Below are 17,647 nucleotides of genomic sequence, written 5' to 3'. Positions count from 1 at the left end.
CCCGGACAAGGCTGCTCCTTTGCGTGTCATACCACTGTTTTTTCTTCCCGCTTGCCGCCCGGGCTTTCCTCGAAGCAGATGATGCTGATGGTGCCGGTTGGCTCCATGTAGGCTTCCCTGATGCTGCTGAGGTCGGTGATGCCGTTGGCGCGTACTTCGCTCATCAGCTCGCTGTAGGTAATCAGCTCCTTGCGCGTGTTGTCCTTCAGCATCCGGCCGTTTCTGACCAGTAGCAGCTTGCGGGGTTTTATCAGCTTCTCCAGAACCGGGAACCGGTAGCTGAGCCAGTTCAGAAATAAGCTCCAGAAAATAAGCGTGGCTACCAAGATAATGCCGTCGGTGACGGAGCGGTAATCGTCGGCCATGCCGTTTTGGGAGGCATCAGCAATCAGCACGATGAGCAGCGTGTCGGTGATACCTAGGGTGCCCGATTCCCGCTTCAGCAGCACCCGTAGCAGCAGGAATAAAGCTAGATAGATCAGGGAGCCCCGAACGAAAATCTACAGCAACGGCGTGTGAGGCACAAACACCGCGTGCCAGTCTACCTGCTCAAACATACGTTGGTCGTTAGCGAATGCCCGGCCCTGGAAGTCGCAAGAGCCGCCGGAATAGGATGCTGCCTTTGCGAGGCCTACGTGGTGTGCCCCGGATGGGTTGAGCCGGTACGCGGCCGGTTCCGTTTGTATGCGGAACCGGCCGCGTACCGGCTCAGAGTTTTAGCGATTCGGAAGTGAAAAGGCTGGCTGCCCGCCCGGCTACGCAACACAGACCGAAACCTGCGCTTCGGCTTGCGCTTGCTGCCATTCGTGCCGTAACATGCTCATTTCTACCAACGACCAGTATTTGTCGTCGTAGCGGACCACGTCGCGCAGGGTGCCTTCGCGGTGCAGGCCAGCGCGCTCGTAGCACCGAATGGCGCTGTGGTTGAAGTCGTACACGCCCAGGCTGATGCGGTGCAGACCTAGGTCCCGAAAGCCAACGGAGAGAATAGCTTTCACCATGGCCTGGCCGTAGCCCTGCCCGCGCGCGGCCGTGTTGCCAACCAGCACGCGCGTGATGCGCCCGGCTTTGTGGTAGCGACTAATGCTGCCCAGTGAAATATGGCCGACGGTTTCGCCGGTATTGGTGTCAACGGCTTTGTAAACAAATACTTCTGAGTTTTCGAGGTCGTTGGTGTCCTCGATGTACCAGTTTAGGCTGTCCTCCGTTAGGGGGAAAGAGAACAGGCCACCCGACCACTCCTTGAGCAGTCGTTCGTTATCAATCCAGGAAATAAGTTGCGGAAAATCGGCTTTGGTGAAAGGCTCTAGTATAATCATTACGCAAGGTAAGCTGAACAGTAGCCAGATCAACGGAGCCCAAGGCTCAGGATGCGAAAACATCCGGGCAGGGTAAGATAATCTGGCGCTGGTGGTAGTATAAGAAGCAGACCCTATACGTGGTCTTCTTCTTATACTACAATCTAAATGCCTTTTCAGTGCGTGTGAGATGCCTCTTTGCGCGCTTATTTTCTAAAAATCAGATTGCCGGCAAGTTGAATTTAAAGCGTACGTAGCTCCCCGCAGCCGAACTCCGCGAAACCTAGCTTTCCGGGCTGGTGCGCACCACGTAGCCGAGGGTCAGCCAGGCGCTGGTGGTGTAGGAGGTATCAAACAGCATGGTGCTCAGGTTATTACCCAGGCAGGTGTAGACCAAGGCCACACTCGGCAGCCAGAGGCCCACCGCTAGCGGCACGTAGCGCCGCCAGCCCGGCAGCCCTTTAGTGTGGGCAATGGTGATGCCCACCACCAGCATGACAAGGTTGCTGATGGGCCAAAAAGCATCCAACGCCCTATAAAGCAGCGTCCAGGCGTTGGGATGAATGGCGTGGTAGGTGTTCCAGCAATTGGCCAGGGTGAGCGTGCTGAAGATGAGGTAGAGCACGCCGCGCCCGAAGCGGCTTTCGCCGGTGGCGCGCAATTGGACCAAGCCGAGCATGCTGCACATCCAAGCCGATATGTACACGAGGCAGAGCACCCCGTCGAGGTACGAGGGGTTCAGCCAGTGCTTACCCCAGAAACTGCTCCAGAGCATAGCCAGGGCAAGAAACGGCGCACCTAGCATACCCAGCGTCCCGAGGGTTTTGTTGCTTAAATAGAAATCAGGCGTTGCGTCGGGGTGCACCAGCGTGGTGCTCTCGGCTTTGTCTTGCATGGCAGTGACGGAAAGTAGTACTGTGATGTAAGACAAAGGTAGACGCACGCAAAAATTCCATCAATCGCATGATAATGTGACGATTATAGGGTTTGAAGTTGAGGATTTATGGGCGGGCCGCTACTGCTGGCGCTGCATAACGGCCGGTGCGTCGGACCGCAACAGCCGGAGCGTGGTATCGAGCCGCTGGGTAAGCAGGAGCCGCTGGCACTGCTGGCGCAGTGCTGCCTGCTGGGCGCGCTGCTCGTCCTTCTTGAAGAGGCGCACACCATACTTGGCGTCGGGTGCCGTGCGGCGCAGATTGACGTAGGTGAGGGGCCGGTCGGGTCGCCGGGTAGCCTCGCCGCTCTGGATGCGGGCAATGCGCTTGTCGTTGTTGCTGAACAGAGCCTGCAACGGATTAAGACCCACGTAGAGGTTGGAGCGGCCATCGAGGCCATAACGGCCACTGATGTGCAGGTCGGTGAGATTGCTATTCAGGTTCAGCGAAGGAATCAAAAGCTGGCCGCGGTCGAGCACGAAGCGGGTACTCACCGGCTCAAAGTACAGATGATCGGTGCGCTCCGCTTTCAGAAAACGCAAGGCCTGGGTGAGGGCGTCGACCTCAATGAGTTCCAGGTTGCGAATATCCGTGCGCAGGTAACCTAGGGTCTGGTTGAAATCGGGCAGGAACTCCGCGTTGAGATCGGTGCGCAGATCGGCGGCGCAGTGCATGGAGCCGCGAACATTGTCGCTGTTCATCACATTCAGGCCCATCGTAGTGGCGGCCGCAAACAACTCCGGCAGCTGAATAGCATCTAATAGCACCTGCACGTGCAGCGGGTGATGGTGCCGGCCGGCGTTAGTACGCATAAAGCCCCGCAGCTGAATCTGCCCCTGAAAAGCTTTGAGCGAGCAATCTTCCAGGCGAGCCGCCCCGTCGCGCAGGCGTGATACCAGTCGGAAGTCGTGCCCCTTGATGGCGGCGTAATGCACCTCATCGGCCTGCACGCGCACCCTGGCCGTAAGCAGACCATCGGCCAGTAGCCGGGCCGCTTTATTGGCGTTTTGCTCTGGTTTGGCAGTAGCTACCGGAGCGGGCGTAGCGTTATCGTCCGGATCGAGGCTGGCCAGCAGCTTCAGGAGTTCCTGCACATCGAGGGTGGCATAACGCAGATCCAGGCTGGCGTCGGCGGCTTGCAGGTGGGTGCCCGCTACCTGCGCCGAGGCTGTTGCGTGGCCCGTACCGCCGCGCGTTGTGCCAAAGTCGAGGTAAGGCATACGCAGAACATTTTCCTGCTTATCGAAGCGCATTTTCAGGCTCCGCAACTGCTCGCCGCCTGGCAGCTGCACATGATTTATAGTGCAAATAATCTGACCATTAGCAGCCAACAGCAGCTCGCGGAGCGCCGGACTCGCCGGCGCTTTGGCCGAGCGCTGCGGAGGGCGTGCCATCTTGGCGAGCAAACGCTGGTAGTTGATGGTGGCGAACTGGACGCCGAGCTGGAAGTTGACGGGAGCCACCTGGTGCGTGGTGTCGGTGGGCCAGGAAACCTGCCCGCGCACCTGCCCGCCCCACACCTGCCCGGCCAGGTTGGAAAGCTCCACGCGCTTGCCATCGTGGCGCACCGTTACGGCCAGGTGGCGGAGCGTGTCGGTGGGCAGCAGCAGCTGATCGCAGCGCAGGGCCACGTTCAGCCGCAAGCCGGGCGGAAACAAGCTGGAACCTAGGTTAGCGGTGCGGTTGGCCTGTTTGGCGCGGTTGCGCTTGCGAGCCAGGGCCGGCGTAGCTGCCGGCCGGGTGGCCAGGGGGCGGGGTCGCAGCAATTCCCGCAGCCGGGTTACCCGCAGCTCATCGACGGCAAAATGGCCGGTGATGTGCGTAACGGGTTTTTGGCCGGTCAGATAATCCAGCAGGTTAACGGTGGTAGCGCCCGCCCGAAACCCCATCTTATCGAGCACCCCGGAAGCATCCGAGAGCCGCCAGATACTGTCGCGCAAGCCGATGCGCACGTTCAGGCCGCTCATGTCGGCACCCCGGTCGAGCAGCACGAACGAGGCATCACGCAGAGTCACGGCCCCGCGCACCGACAAGCTAGGCTGCCGGGAGACAGCCGTGCGCCTACCCGGCGGGGGCGGCAGCAGTCCGTGCAAACGCACATCGAGCTGGGCCGTGCCGTGGCGGGCGCGCCACAACCCCGGCGACACGACGGCTGCCAGCTCCGGCAACTCGGTGCTGCCACGCAGGTGTCCATCTACGAACGGACGGTCGAAATCGCGCAGCAGCAAGGCAATGTTTAGCTGCCCCGCCGACGTGTAGAGGCGGCAATGGTCGAGGTTCAGAAAGGTGGTGCGGGAAGTGTGGCCGGGGCCATTGTCGTAGGTGCCGGCCAGGTCCCAGTGGTTGATGCGGCGCGTCGAGTCAGGCCAGAACAACCTGGCTCCGCGTAGCTTAAACCGCAGCACGTTGCGGGTGCTGATCGTGGGACCGTTCAGCCCCGCGATGGTGTAGATAATATGGGCCTTGCTCGGGCTGGTTGCTCCCGCCAGATACGACTGTAAGCTAGGAGGCAGGGCTTTATGCAAAACCTCCATGAGCGGCTGCTCTCCCTCAAACCGCAGGTTCATGCGCGTGCCGGCCCGCCGGTTATCCGTACTCGTATGCGTGCCGCTGACCTGGATGGTGTCGCCATTGAGCGTGGCGCGGGTGTTGGAAAACACGCCCTGTCGCTTCTCGAAATTAAACGTGTAATTGACCCAAGCCTGCACCGGCTCCTGCTTAAACAGTGGGTCGTCGCTGCTACCCAGGTAATTGATTTGCCCATCGATAGTGCCGCGCGCCTGCAACACGCCCTGCTGAATCCGAACCGAAAGGCGGGCTTGCCGCGCACTCGCGGCAAACGAGCTGTGGGCGTACTCGTTGCGCGACTGCATGTGGTAGTTATTGACAATGAGCGAGTCGAGCACCAGCGTCAGGTCGGGGCTGGTGCTGTGCTTTTGGCCTTTGCGCTTGCCGTGCAAGCCCCAGCTATGGCCCAGCGAATCGACCCGCTCCCGGAAGTCTACATCGGTCACGATCAGACGACTGACTCGCGCACGGCCGCGCAGCAGGCTACCTAACTCCAGGCGCATATCGGCGCGCCCCACCCCAAAAACCAGCTGCGGCTGCTGGTAGGTGGTGTCCGTCAGGCGCAGGTGGTGCAGCGACGCCGTGAGGTGCGGAAAGTCGTGCCAGGGCGAAAACTCAATTTCAAACGGCGCCAGCACGAGGTCGGAGCTGCGGCTGACTCGTCCGCGCACGAGCTGCTCCAGGTAGCGCCGCCCATACGCCGAGCCGATAAACCAGGCGGCGAGGCCCAGCGTCAGCACGACCAGCAAGAACCCCAAGCCGAGCAAACGCCGGAAAGAAAACCATTTCATAAAGTAGGCCGCTAGTTCCGGCTGCATCGCAGAGAACGGCAGCCTCCGTGCTAGTTGCTGTCGAGCCAGAATCTAGGAGCAATACGAGAAATACGGCGTCGTGGCTGGAAGCTGGTAGTCCTCTCAGGGTGAAACCCTGGGCTAGTTAGCGGTCGAACATGAGAACCGCTCCGTAGCCTAGGGTTTCACCCTTGGACCGTATAGTAGTGCATTTACGATGGTCGTTCAACGATACGCGAAGCGTAGGTTTCACGCTACTGGCGCGATAACCTAGAACGTATCGTGGCCGGCCGAAGCCAGGTCCCTGAGCAAATCGCGCAAACCGCCGGGCTGGGCAATAAGCTGCCCGACCTGGTGTAGATAATCAGCCTCGGCGCGTAGGTGGCGCTTCAGTTGGCGCAGCTCGGCCTCCTGCTTTTTGCCGGTGCTGCCGGCAAAGCCATTAGGGCCATACTTCAACTCGTTGAGCTGCTGCTTCAGTTCCGTTTGCTGCTGCTGCAAGGCCTGGGTGTAGCGCGTGAGCAGGTTGTCGTCGGGGGCTTCCGCGGAGTCTTCGGCCAGCAGTTGCAGCAGCGTGTAGAGGTCGTTGGCCTCGTATGCCTCCGTGATGCGCTGCATGCGGGTGGTTTTCAGCGCAGCGCGTTCCGGGTCGCGTTCCAGGTCGGGGTGGTTGACGCGGGCCAGCTGCCGGTACACAGTCTTGGTGTTCGAGAGCAGCCGCTGTTGTTCTTCCCGCTCTTGCTTAGCCGCGGCTTCGGCAGCGCGCTCGGCTTTGGTTTTGCGCTTGGCGCGAGCTTGCTGGGCAGCTTCTTCGTGAAAGCTAGGTTCGGTGCTGGCAGCTTCAGGCGCGGGTTCGGGTGGGCGGGTGGCCTTGGCATCGGGCGCGTACTTCTGCAAAATCGCTGCTTCATCTTCCCCGAAGCGGTCTTGCAGTGTGCGGGCGTTGCCGACAATCACCTCTAGCAGCTGCCGCTCCTCACCGCGGTTGAAGTAGCCGGAGAGCAAGGCTTCTTCCAGCGGCTCAAACAATGCACGCCGCGCCGCTACCACTGTTTGGGCCAGCGGCCCCACCTGCTGCCAGTAGCGGCGGCGGGCCTCGGCTTGCTCCGCTTGCAGGTCGCGCAGGCGCTGGCGCAGGTTCTCCACGTCCTGCACCGCTTGCTGAAAAGCCTGCTGGGTCGGGGACCTAGGTGCTTCCGTCGGTTGCTTGACGGGTACATGCTGCTCAGCAGGCAGATCGATGGCGGGGTTGTGCAGATTCATAGAGACAAAAATAGGAGAGGAAAAGCCGAAGGGAGGGGAGCTAGGTTCTAGGTTACCCAAACAGTTCGTACGCCACCTGAAACGTGTTGCAGTGCGCGTCCACAATGTCGCCGATGCGCTCGGAGTAGCCGCCGCCCATGCTTATGGCCACCGGCAAACGATGTTGGCGGCAGAGACCTAATACGAACTCGTCGCGCTGCCGGCAGCCGTCTTTGGTGAGGGCTAGCTTGCCGAGCTTGTCGGTGGCCAGCACATCCACGCCGGCTTGAAAGAAGATGAAATCGGGCTGCACTCGGTCAATAAGGCCTGGTAGGATGGTGCGGAGTTGGGATAGGTAGGCGGCGTCATCCATGCCCAGGGGCAGTGGCACGTCAAGGTCCGATTGCTCTTTACGGAGCGGGTAGTTGGCGCCGGCGTGCATGGAGAAGGTGAACACCCTAGGTTCGTGGCGGAAGATGCTGGCCGTGCCGTCGCCCTGGTGCACGTCGAGGTCTACGATTAATACTTGCCTAGCTAGGCCGTGATGCAGCAGGTGCATGACGGCAATGGCAATATCGTTGAACACACAAAAACCTTCGCCCCGATCAGCAAACGCGTGGTGGGTGCCGCCGGCTAGGTTCAGGGCTACACCGTCGCGCAGAGCATGCCGCGCCGATTGCAGCGTGCCGGCCGAGCTGCTCAGAGAGCGAAGTACCAGCCGCTCGCTTTGCGGCAATCCTAGCCGGCGCACTTCGGCTGGCGAGAGCTGTTGGTCGCGGATCTTGTGCCAGTACTCCACGGTGTGCACGCGCAGCAAGTCTTCCTCCGAGCATAGGCCGGGGTCATAAAAATCGGTGGGCGGCGCGATGCCTTGCCACAAAAGTTGCTGATGAATCAGCTCGTATTTGGCAATAGGAAAGCGGTGGCCGGTGGGCAAGTCGAGAACGTACCGGTCGGAAGTGGCGAGGCAGGGCATGCGGTGAAAAGCAAAACGGCCAGCAGATCTGCGAAGACCCCCGAACCTAGCTACAAGAACATGCCTACATACGCAACGGGGCCAAGTGGGGTAGGGGCGCCTTTCGGCTTGCGGTTAGTTGAGAGCAGCGTAAAGACGCAATGCGTTGCGCCTCGTCGTTGCTGCTGTCGACCGCGTTGGCAGCAATCGTTCAACGAGAGACTCCAACTATTGCGTCTCTACACCGTTCATCCAGCCAAAATCGAACACCTTTTCATGAGCTGTCCAGAACCGGACAGTTACCGTTCACTTATGGACGAAGTTGAAAGTTGATATTCAATGTATTGTGCTGATAATGATAGGGTTTAGTAGATGGCATGGCTATTGGGTTACGACCTATACACATTCATACTAAAACACTATAAAATGAAATTTCTGTTCGCGCTGCTCGTGGTCTGCTTCCTGTTCACACGCTCAGGATGGAGCCAGGGAAAACCCACCCAGATTATGCTGCTCGGCTGCGCTCATCTGCGACAGATGTACAATAAGGACAACCCAAATACCGATGTACTGACCGCCAAGCGCCAGCAGGAACTGGCCGACCTGATCAGCCGCATCCGCAAGTTTCAACCCGACCTAATTGTGGTGGAGCGGGTACCTGAAGGACAGGCCTCCCTCGACAGCACCTACGCGCTGTACGTGAACAACAAGCTCCAACTCGCCGATATGGAAGACGGGCGAGGCGAGGAATACCAGATCGGTTTCGCGCTCGGTAAGCAGCTAGGTCTCAAAAGGATTGTGGGCGTAAATGCGCCCGGCGGTACTTCACAGAGCATCCTGAGCAACGGCCAGAACATCAAACTATATCAGGAAGAAGGCGTGCAGATGCGCAACCTGTCTACGGCCAAGCAAACCGAGCTGGACAATGGCAAGCTAAGCCTCACCGAATATATCACCTACATAAACCAGCCCGCTATTACGCAGAAAATCCATCACCTGCGCTACGTCATGCCTGCCCGTGTCACCAATGGTCACTTTACCAACCCTGATGCTATGGTGGACACTGCCTTCGTGAACCCCCGCTACATCGGTGCCGAACTGACGTCCATCTTTAAAAACCGCGACTATAAAATCTACTCCAATATCGTGACCACACAGATGGCGCAGCAGTCGAAGAAAGTGCTGGTCATTATCGGGGCGGCGCACATTGGGTCCCTGCAAAGCATCTTCCGCGACGATCCGGCCTTTCAATTAGTGCCCGCCACCAATTACCTAGGTAAGATGCGCGTGGCCAGCAGTGCTGTGCAACAGCACACTCTGTTCTCAGAAAGAGGGTAGATCAGAAAAGACTCTCTAGAACGTCATGCTGAGCTGACCGAAGCATCTCTCCCGCAGTGGTAATCAGATTTACTTTGGCGGGAGAGATGCTTCGGTCAGCTCAGCATGACTCAGAGAATTGTGAATTAGCTTCAAGAACTAGTTAGTAGCTCGTGTTATTTCTGCGCGTAATAAATCTTTTGCTTTCCGCTATTTCGTAGTTGATTAATAAGAATTACTTGTGGCAGGATGAATAGTTTTCTTTGCTTAGAAATCGAATAATTGCCTCTGATAAAAAAAAGTAAAAACATTTTTCATCGTATATTGACTTTAGGAAAATAACTTTTCTATATTTGTCCCGTTCAAAGCACAAAACCTAACGCGACTACAAAGTCAATCCTCGTCATGCGGCGCCACAAATCAGATTTTCAAACCATGCCCAGTCAGCTGAAGCGCGATATTCAGCCCGGGTTCGGCGCGTATGCAATGAGGTAGGTTTACCTGATAGAAACCAACCATATGAAACGCCCGAACCCACCTAGGTTCGGGCGTTTTCTTTTTCCTCTATCCTAATCAGTTACTTCCATGACGTCCTTTCATCAACCCTCCCTTTGCTTGGCAGCCACACATCCAGCCCAAGTGCTAGGGCGTTGGTGCGGCGCCTGGGACCAGCTACGAAAGCCAAGTTGCGGCCGAAAACATAGCTAAGATTACCGGTTTATTCACGGTTCGTGTATTTCTAAATCGGGCTTTATTTCTGGTATTTATTTTCTATTTTAATCGTCAATAAATGACGGTGTAGAAAAATATTGCCTAAAGTTTTAGCTCGGTAATAATTTAATAACGGCAATTAATTCCGCTGGAATTGCCGAACGGATGGTTACACCCTTTTACCAACGCTACTATGTACGAAATCTTCAGACTATCCTTTAGTAATTCGATGCCGGTGACTTCGGCAACCCATGTATCGGGCAATAATTCTCTGCATTCAGATACAAAAGGAAATCACCTTGATTCTAAAGCGCAGCCAACTAAGCCGGCTAAGCCCCTCAAGACCTAGCTTTTTATTTCCAGAAGCCAAGCTTCTTTTTACTCGATTACGCTCTACAATTATGCGCTTCAACTTCAGCTTCCGCAAAAACGAATCGGCGCCGGTGGTCAACCACGAAGGCGCCGCCGCTTACCAGCTTACGCCCGCACTCGAACTATACGCTGCCGTGGCTACCGCCGCGCTCAGCGACCAGTTCTACGAGAAGGCCGATACGCGGCTGGCGCGGTTGCGCGAGTTGATAGCGCAAAACGAACCGCTGTTTGTGGCGCGCCTGGCAGTGTATGCCCGCGAAAAACTCCACTTACGCTCAGTGCCCTTGGTGCTGACCGTGGAGCTAGCCCGCCTGCACCGCGGCGACAACCTCGTGAGCCGCCTCGTGGCCCGCGTGGTGCAGCGCGCCGACGAAATCACGGAGTTGCTGGCCTTCTACGCCGTCGCCAACGAGCGCCAAGGCGCCAACGGCAAAGCGCCCGCGAAAACGCTCAACCGCCTTTCTAAGCAGTTGCAGAAAGGCCTAGCTATTAGCTTCAACCACTTTGATGGCTACCAGCTCGCCAAGTACGACCGCGCCGGCCAGGTGCGCCTCCGCGATGCCCTGTTCCTGATGCACCCACAGGCCAAAGACGCGGCCCAGCAAGCCTTATTCGATCAACTGGTGCGCGGCGAGCTAGCTACGCCTTACACTTGGGAAACAGAGCTGTCGGCCCAAGGCCAGCAGGCATTTGCTAGCGCAGCGGAGCGCCAAGTAGCCTTCCAAGCCAAGTGGGAAGAGCTGATCGGTAGCGGTAAGCTAGGCTATATGGCCCTGCTGCGAAACCTGCGCAACATCCTCGAAGCCGACGTGTCGGCCGAGGCGGTGCAGGCCGTGTGCGCTACGCTCGCCAACCGGGCGGCGGTGGCGCGCAGCAAGCAGCTGCCGTTTCGCTTTCTGGCAGCCTACCGCGAGGTGCTGGAGCTGAAGTCGGGGCGGGTGCCGGCGGTGCTGGCGGCTTTGGAAACAGCCATCGGCCACTCCGTCGCCAACCTGCGCGGCTTCGACGCCAATACCCGCGTGCTCCTAGCTTGCGACGTGTCGGGCTCCATGCAGCAACCCATCTCGGCGCGCAGCAAAGTGCTGCTCTACGACATCGGGCTGGTGCTGGCGATGCTCCTGCAAAGCCGCTGTCAGCATGTGGTAACCGGCATGTTCGGCGACCGGTGGAAGCGCGTTAGCTTGCCCAGCGGGCAAGTGCTGTGCAACGTGCAGGAGCTGTACCGTCGTGAAGGCGAAGTAGGCTACAGCACCAACGGCCACTTGGTCGTCTACGACTTGCGGCAGCGCCGTGAAGTGGTAGATAAGGTGATGCTCTTCACCGACTGCCAGTTGTGGGACAACACCGGCCGGGCCGGCTCGCTGGCCGCTGAGTGGCGCGAATACCGCCGCACGGTAGCCCCGCAAGCGCAGCTCTATCTCTTCGACCTAGCTGGCCACGGCACCGTGCCGCTGCAAGTGCGCCGCGAAGATGGCGTGGCGCTCATTGCTGGCTGGTCGGATAAAGTGTTCGACGTGCTGGCCGCGCTGGAAGACGGCGGCTCCGCCCTGACGGAGATTGAAAAAATTGAGTTCTAGCTCAATGAAGCGACCTAAGGAGCAGCAGAGACAAAAGCGGCTGCCGCTCCCTTGACAACAGGTAAGCGCAGGCACTTTTCCAAAAAGTACTCCCATGAAATTCAATCAAATAAATCGATAACAACACTTCCCAACTAGCCTACAAGGTGCCGTAAGTGGGCGCTACTTCGTGGTCCGTTTTCGACTTCACCACGTGAAGTCTCGCAGGTTCGAACCCTGCTCCCCGGCCTAAAGGCTTGGGGAATGAAAACATGTCGCCGGCTGCTTGTTGCCCTTGCTAGGTTGGTTGTGGAAAAGTACTCCGTCGGGTGTCGTAGTGGCGCGTTACTTCGGGTCGCAGGTTCGAGCCCTGCCTTCAAGCCTAGCTTGAGAGTAGCTCAGCGGGTAGAGCAGAGCGGCTTCGGCCGTATCTTTCGCGCCGTGCTTTTTACCCCGATGGATTTCTTCTTACCTCACCGGGTGCCGTAGTTCAGCCATGCTTCGCACTTCGATTGCCCAGGTCGCGGGTTCGAACCCCGCCAATTGGCCTAGCAAGGGTCAGTTGTAGCTCAGTTGGTAGAGCAGGTTTTGGAGGCTGGGCGCTTGTTGCCCCGAGTGGTGAGATAGTGAAATGGTGAGGTGGTGAGAGTTTAGATTGAAAATGGTAGAACGACAAACTCGCCATTTCACCATCTCACCACCTCGCCAATTGGCAGGTGCCGTAGCAAAGTCTTACTTCGCCTTGGACGCTGGGGTCGCGGGTTCGAGTCCCGCTCACCCTTTGGGGTGGTAGCTCAGTTGGTTAGAGCACAGAGACTTGCGGTTGTCGCCCTGTCAATTTATTGGAACGCAAGAAGGTGCCGTAGGGTAGTCTTACTTCGACTGGAAATCCAATATGACTACTCAGTTGTTGCCCTTCCCGCGTTCCACTCAACCTAGCCGGATGCCGTAGGCGAGCGTTCCTTCGATTTCTATTCGCAAACAGCACGCTTGTCGCTCATTGCTCCGGCTAGCTAGGGTTGTGTTTTGTGTAAAAAGTCCATAAGCACACTAGTATGAAACCAAGATTTACCCTTAGCCCATTCGGGAGGAAGATTTTGCGGCTTTTTGCCAAGCACCTGCACCGCTTCGCGGCACTGAAGTGCTTGGATAGGTAAAAGCAAGGCTGATTACCGACTGAGAAAATGCCTTTGTGTTCCTCTGCACAAATACCCCCAAATGGTGGCAGGTACCTAGGTATTAACTAATAACTTCTGCCGAAGGCAGACAAGGTCGTTGGTTCTGTAAAACCAACAGCCCAAAACAAAAACCAATCATGGCTCAACAACTACGTGGCAATGACCTCCGCCAACTCGGATTTCCGGAAGGGCGTGCCATTGGCTTGGCGCTGGCTCAATTGCAGCGCAAACATTTGAAAAAACTTTCCCACACCGAGCAGCTAGGTCTGCTCCAAACCTTGTTAAACAATCCCAATGAGTACTTAACCGACCTCGACTGGAGTCACACGGCTGCCGCGCTTTTACCGCCCCCGAGCCGTCACATTGCCTTGGCCGAGCGGAAAAGTTACGCCGTATTCGGCCCCGAGTACATCGAGCAAGGCGCTATCCATCAGATGGAAACGGCTATGAAACTACCCGTAACCGTTGCCGGGGCCCTCATGCCCGATGCCCACCACGGCTACGGCCTGCCCATCGGTGGCGTGCTGGCGACGGACAACGCCGTGATTCCCTACGCTGTGGGCGTGGACATCGGGTGCCGCATGGCGCTGTCGGTGTACGCCTTGCCGCCTAAGCACCTGGAGCAGCGCCTACAAGAGATGCGCAAGATTTTGCTCGACAACACCAAGTTCGGCAACCGCGACGTGTTCCGCTACGGCCAAAAGCTAGACCACGCGGTACTGGAGCGCGACGAGTTCCTGAGCATTCCGTTCCTGCGCAATAAGCAGGAAACGGCCGCTGCGCAGATCGGAACTTCCGGTGGCGGCAACCACTTCGTGGAGTTCGGCGTGGTTGACATCACCGATCCGCAGAACGAGCTAGGGGTGCCGGTGGGCCAGTACCTAGGTCTGCTTTCGCACTCTGGCTCCCGTGGCCTGGGCGCAAGCGTTGCGAATCACTACACGAAGCTGGCGAAAGACGTGTGCCAACTGCCCGCTGAAGCGCAGCACCTGGCCTGGCTTTCCCTCGACACTGAAGCGGGCCAAGAGTATTGGGCTGCTATGAACCTGGCCGGCGACTACGCCTCCGCCTGTCACCACCAGATTCACCAGCGCATTGCCAAAGCCCTCGGTGAGCGGCCCCTGGCGAAAGTGGAAAACCACCACAACTTCGCCTGGAAAGAACGCCTCGCCGACGGCCGCAACGTGGTGGTGCACCGCAAAGGTGCTACGCCGGCCGGCGCCGGGGTACTCGGCATCATCCCCGGCTCGATGACGGCCCCGGGCTTCATCGTGCGCGGACGGGGAGAGGCGGCTTCGCTGGCCTCCGCCTCGCACGGGGCTGGCCGGGCCATGTCGCGGACGCGGGCCAAGCAGGAGCTAGGCGAAGCCGAAGTGCGCCAGTACCTGACCGACGCGGGTGTGTCGCTCATCGGCGGTGGCGTGGACGAAGCGCCGCAGGCGTATAAGGACATCTTCGCCGTGATGCGCAGCCAGCAACAACTGGTGGACGTGCTCGGCACGTTCACCCCGCGCATCGTGCGGATGGAAGGGGCGAGCACCTAGGTTAGTAAGTAGCGCGTACCGTTCAGATAAGGCAGCATGACCTAGCGTCGTGCTGCCTTTTTTGTGCGTGTGCCGGGGCTAGGTCTGGCTTGCACTTATTTCTGAGGTAATTACTTTGAATACCGGCGCAAGGAGCTACAAGCAGCAGTAGTAGACTACCTTCGCTGTGGTTTCTCACCTGCCTTTTCGCCTAAGCTTATCCTCTTGATGAAGAAATTCTTACCCATTACGGTTCTCATATCAGTACTGTTGGCTGGCCATAGCCGTGTTGCCCTTGCCCAAACGCCCGCTAATCCACCCCAGCGCTGGGGCAGCTGGCTGATCGGAACGGCGCTGCTGCCGGGTAGTCCCGAAAATAAATGGGGCGGCTTTGCGGAAGTACAGGCTCGTACTGATGCCGTTTTCTGGAAGTACTTCTATAATGAGCTGAAAGCCGGCATCAGCTACGACCTCGACAAGACCTTCACCGTGATGCTGGCCGGCGGCCGCTATGCCACCTCCAACTATCGCGCCCTGGAAGATGGCCCACTGAACGTGGAAAAGCGGCTCTGGCTGCAACTGGTGCTGAATCAGTACCTCGACCGCTTGAAGATTGAGCACCGCTACCGCATCGAGCAGCGCTGGTTTGCCTACCGCGGCGACAGCTCTGGCACGCGGCAGCGACTTCGCTACCGACTCAATGCCTTTCTACCGCTGAACAACAAGACTATTACCGACAAAACCGTCTTCTTGTCCGTGTACGACGAAATATTTCTTAATCCGGACGGGCCGGTGTTCGAACGCAATCGGGTGTATGGGGGCGCCGGCTACCAGTTCAGCAAACACGTCATTCTGCAAGTTGGCTGGGTGAATCAGGCTAATTATAATCTGCCCGTGATTCAACAGGGGCAGTTTATCCCCCAAATAACATCAGCCAAGAACAATGTGGTGGTAAGCGTAACCTACCGCATTGCACACCGCAAAGCTACTTCGCCAACCGAGCATTTGCCCTCGCAGCAAGACTAAGAGCGCAAAGCCTGAACTTCGTGTATCGTTGAACAACTCGCGGATACCGGTCCGACGCCCTAGGCGTCCAACCGGTTGTCATTGAACAAATTATCGGAACAAGCTAGGTGCATGACGACTGGTCGCCGCCCTAGGCGGCGGACCGGAGCACGATTTATAAACCTAATTCAGTAGTATTGAAGCGCTTCATCCAGCGCCCGTTTTTCCTTTGCTACCTTCCCCGCATGACTCGCTGTTTTTACGCTTCCGCGCTGCTGCTCACCCTAGGTTCTTCACCAGCTAGCTTCGCCCAGCGCACACCCGTTGCCGCTCAAGATTCGGCCTTCGTTCGCCAAAATTACCGCAAGCTCGACCGCCAGATTCCGATGCGCGACGGCACGAAGCTCTACACCGTCACCTATGTACCCAAGGATGCATCAGCGCAGCGGCAGTATCCTTTTCTGCTGGAGCGCACGCCGTATTCAGCGGCGCCCTACGGCGAGAGCAACTACCGCAAGCGTGGCCCCGGACCTAGTCAGGAGCTGTCGGAGGAGAAGTACATTTTCGTGTACCAGGATGTGCGCGGGCGCTACAAAAGTGAAGGGCAGTTTGAGGAAATGACGCCTAACGTGCCCGGCAACAGTGGCCAGCAAACCGACGAGAGCTCAGATACTTACGACACCATCGAGTGGTTGCTCAGGAACGTGGCCGGCAACAACGGCCGCGTCGGACTGATGGGCATTTCGTATCCCGGCTTCTATGCCACCGCCGCTCTGCCCGACGCCCACCCGGCCCTCAAAGCTGTGTCGCCGCAAGCTCCTGTAACGGATGAGTTCATGGGCGACGATGCCAACCACAAAGGCGCGTTCTACCTGCTCGATAATTTCTCCTTTATGAACTACTTCGACTCGCCCCACGAGGGCCCGACGGAGAAATACAGCGAGCTTTTCGCAAACGCACCGAAGGATTTGTACAAGTTTTTTCTGGACCTAGGTCCGCTTAAAAACAGCAACAGCGCTCAGTATTTTAATAACCGCGCCAAGATTTGGAATGAATACCTAGCTCACCCGACCTACGACGCGTACTGGCAGGCCCGCAATATCCGGCCGGCGTTGAAAGACGTAAAGCCCGCCGTGCTGGTCGTGGGCGGCTGGTTTGATGCGGAAGATTTGTTCGGGGCACTGAACACCTACAAAGCCATTGAAAAGCAAAGTGCCGGCACCACCAACCGCCTCGTGATGGGCCCCTGGACGCACGGTGCCTGGGCACGGCAGGAGTGGAGTAAGTTCGGGCCGTTGACCTTTGGGCAGAACACGGCGAAGTACTTCCGCGACAACCTGGAAACCAAGTTTTTCAACTATTACCTCAAAGACAAAGGTGACTTCAAACCCGCCGAGGCCACTGTCTTCAACACCGGTATCAACGAGTGGAAAACGTATGAGACTTGGCCACCGAAAGCCGTAAAGTCACAGGCTTTCTATATGCAGGAAGGTGGCAAGCTGACTTTAGCCAAACCCACTGCCGCCGAAAGTCTGAACGAATACGTCAGCGACCCGGCCAATCCGGTGCCGTACACCAATGGCGTATATGCGCATCGCAACAATGAATACATGATTGAAGATCAGCGCTTCGCTGCCGCTCGGCCGGATGTTCTGACCTTTCAAACCGAGCCGCTGACCGAAGATCTGACCCTAGCCGGCCCGCTCACTGCCGACCTGTTCGTATCGACCACCGGCACCGATGCTGACTTCGTTGTGAAGCTCATCGACGTGTCGCCCGCCGATGCAGCCGATTCAAAAGCTAGCTCCAAAAAACCACAAGCTACCGGCTACCAACGCCTTGTGCGCGCCGAGCCGATTCGGGGCAAATTCCGCAACAGCTTCGAGAAGCCGGAGCCGTTCACACCCGGCCAAGTCGCAGAAGTGAAATACGAGCTACCCGACGTGCTGCACACCTTCAAGAAAGGTCACCGCGTGATGGTGCAGGTGCAAAGCTCATGGTTCCCGCTGGTCGACCGCAACCCGCAGACGTTCGTGGACATCCCAAAAGCAGATCCTAAAGATTTCCAGAAAGCCACGATTCGGCTCTACCACGATACTAAACGGCCATCAGGGCTAGGTGTAGGCGTGCTGTAGCGCGAAGCTCCCGCTTCGTGCATCGTTGAACAATGTCGTTGTAGTAACCTAGGTGTCAGTC

General features: G+C 57.7%; 11 protein-coding genes. 5 read left to right on the top strand and 6 right to left on the bottom strand.

The annotated features are described in order from the left end of the window. Positions 1-26 precede the first annotated feature (26 nt). The 6 genes from IEX74_RS21080 to IEX74_RS21055 all read right to left on the bottom strand — a co-directional run bounded on the left by IEX74_RS21080 (position 27) and on the right by IEX74_RS21055 (position 7,810). A complete protein-coding gene (locus tag IEX74_RS21080; protein WP_229755401.1) occupies positions 27-449 on the bottom strand; it encodes a DUF421 domain-containing protein in 423 nt (140 codons plus the stop codon). Positions 450-755: 306 nt separating this feature from the next. Next, positions 756-1,319 carry a GNAT family N-acetyltransferase gene (locus IEX74_RS21075; RefSeq protein ID WP_188816040.1) on the bottom strand — a complete coding sequence of 188 codons (564 nt, stop codon included), beginning with the start codon at positions 1,317-1,319 and terminating at the stop codon, positions 756-758. A gap of 262 nt (positions 1,320-1,581) precedes the next feature. Further along, positions 1,582-2,193, bottom strand: coding sequence for a hypothetical protein (locus tag IEX74_RS21070; RefSeq protein WP_188816039.1), 612 nt, complete (start codon positions 2,191-2,193; stop codon positions 1,582-1,584). A 120-nt stretch (positions 2,194-2,313) separates the two neighbouring features. Continuing rightward, positions 2,314-5,592 (bottom strand): AsmA-like C-terminal region-containing protein, encoded by a 3,279-nt coding sequence (locus tag IEX74_RS21065; protein WP_188816037.1) that lies wholly within the window; start codon positions 5,590-5,592, stop codon positions 2,314-2,316. 270 nt (positions 5,593-5,862) lie between these two features. Continuing rightward, positions 5,863-6,855 (bottom strand): J domain-containing protein, encoded by a 993-nt coding sequence (locus IEX74_RS21060; protein WP_188816035.1) that lies wholly within the window; start codon positions 6,853-6,855, stop codon positions 5,863-5,865. Positions 6,856-6,907: 52 nt separating this feature from the next. Continuing rightward, entirely contained in the window at positions 6,908-7,810 is a 903-nt protein-coding gene (locus IEX74_RS21055; protein WP_188816034.1) for a histone deacetylase family protein, read from the bottom strand. Between the two features lie 405 nt (positions 7,811-8,215). On the opposite strand from IEX74_RS21055, the gene IEX74_RS21050 reads away from it, so the two are divergent. The 5 genes from IEX74_RS21050 (at position 8,216) to IEX74_RS21030 (ending at position 17,586) form a co-directional block, all read left to right on the top strand. After that, a complete protein-coding gene (locus IEX74_RS21050) occupies positions 8,216-9,127 on the top strand; it encodes a DUF5694 domain-containing protein (RefSeq protein WP_188816032.1) in 912 nt (303 codons plus the stop codon). Between the two features lie 1,091 nt (positions 9,128-10,218). Then, on the top strand, positions 10,219-11,766 hold the full coding sequence (locus tag IEX74_RS21045; protein WP_188816030.1) for a TROVE domain-containing protein: 1,548 nt from the start codon (positions 10,219-10,221) through the stop codon (positions 11,764-11,766). A 1,294-nt stretch (positions 11,767-13,060) separates the two neighbouring features. Then, positions 13,061-14,467 (top strand): RtcB family protein, encoded by a 1,407-nt coding sequence (locus tag IEX74_RS21040; RefSeq protein ID WP_188816028.1) that lies wholly within the window; start codon positions 13,061-13,063, stop codon positions 14,465-14,467. 207 nt (positions 14,468-14,674) lie between these two features. Continuing rightward, positions 14,675-15,472: a DUF2490 domain-containing protein gene (locus tag IEX74_RS21035; RefSeq protein ID WP_188816025.1), complete on the top strand. Its 798-nt coding sequence runs from the start codon at positions 14,675-14,677 to the stop codon at positions 15,470-15,472. A gap of 224 nt (positions 15,473-15,696) precedes the next feature. Continuing rightward, entirely contained in the window at positions 15,697-17,586 is a 1,890-nt protein-coding gene (locus IEX74_RS21030; protein WP_188816024.1) for a CocE/NonD family hydrolase, read from the top strand. Positions 17,587-17,647 lie beyond the last annotated feature (61 nt).

This window comes from Hymenobacter cavernae (assembly GCF_014641455.1).
Taxonomy (GTDB): domain Bacteria; phylum Bacteroidota; class Bacteroidia; order Cytophagales; family Hymenobacteraceae; genus Hymenobacter; species Hymenobacter cavernae.
This window is presented reverse-complemented; position numbering and strand designations above follow the sequence as displayed.

Excerpts from the sequence above, each read along its gene's own strand:
- IEX74_RS21075 (WP_188816040.1), bottom strand. The coding sequence starts at position 1,319 with ATGATTATACTAGAGCCTTTCACCAAAGCCGATTTTCCGCAACTTATT.
- IEX74_RS21070 (WP_188816039.1), bottom strand. The coding sequence starts at position 2,193 with ATGCAAGACAAAGCCGAGAGCACCACGCTGGTGCACCCCGACGCAACG.
- IEX74_RS21065 (WP_188816037.1), bottom strand. The coding sequence starts at position 5,592 with ATGAAATGGTTTTCTTTCCGGCGTTTGCTCGGCTTGGGGTTCTTGCTG.
- IEX74_RS21060 (WP_188816035.1), bottom strand. The coding sequence starts at position 6,855 with ATGAATCTGCACAACCCCGCCATCGATCTGCCTGCTGAGCAGCATGTA.
- IEX74_RS21055 (WP_188816034.1), bottom strand. The coding sequence starts at position 7,810 with ATGCCCTGCCTCGCCACTTCCGACCGGTACGTTCTCGACTTGCCCACC.
- IEX74_RS21050 (WP_188816032.1), top strand. The coding sequence starts at position 8,216 with ATGAAATTTCTGTTCGCGCTGCTCGTGGTCTGCTTCCTGTTCACACGC.
- IEX74_RS21045 (WP_188816030.1), top strand. The coding sequence starts at position 10,219 with ATGCGCTTCAACTTCAGCTTCCGCAAAAACGAATCGGCGCCGGTGGTC.
- IEX74_RS21040 (WP_188816028.1), top strand. The coding sequence starts at position 13,061 with ATGGCTCAACAACTACGTGGCAATGACCTCCGCCAACTCGGATTTCCG.
- IEX74_RS21035 (WP_188816025.1), top strand. The coding sequence starts at position 14,675 with ATGAAGAAATTCTTACCCATTACGGTTCTCATATCAGTACTGTTGGCT.
- IEX74_RS21030 (WP_188816024.1), top strand. The coding sequence starts at position 15,697 with ATGACTCGCTGTTTTTACGCTTCCGCGCTGCTGCTCACCCTAGGTTCT.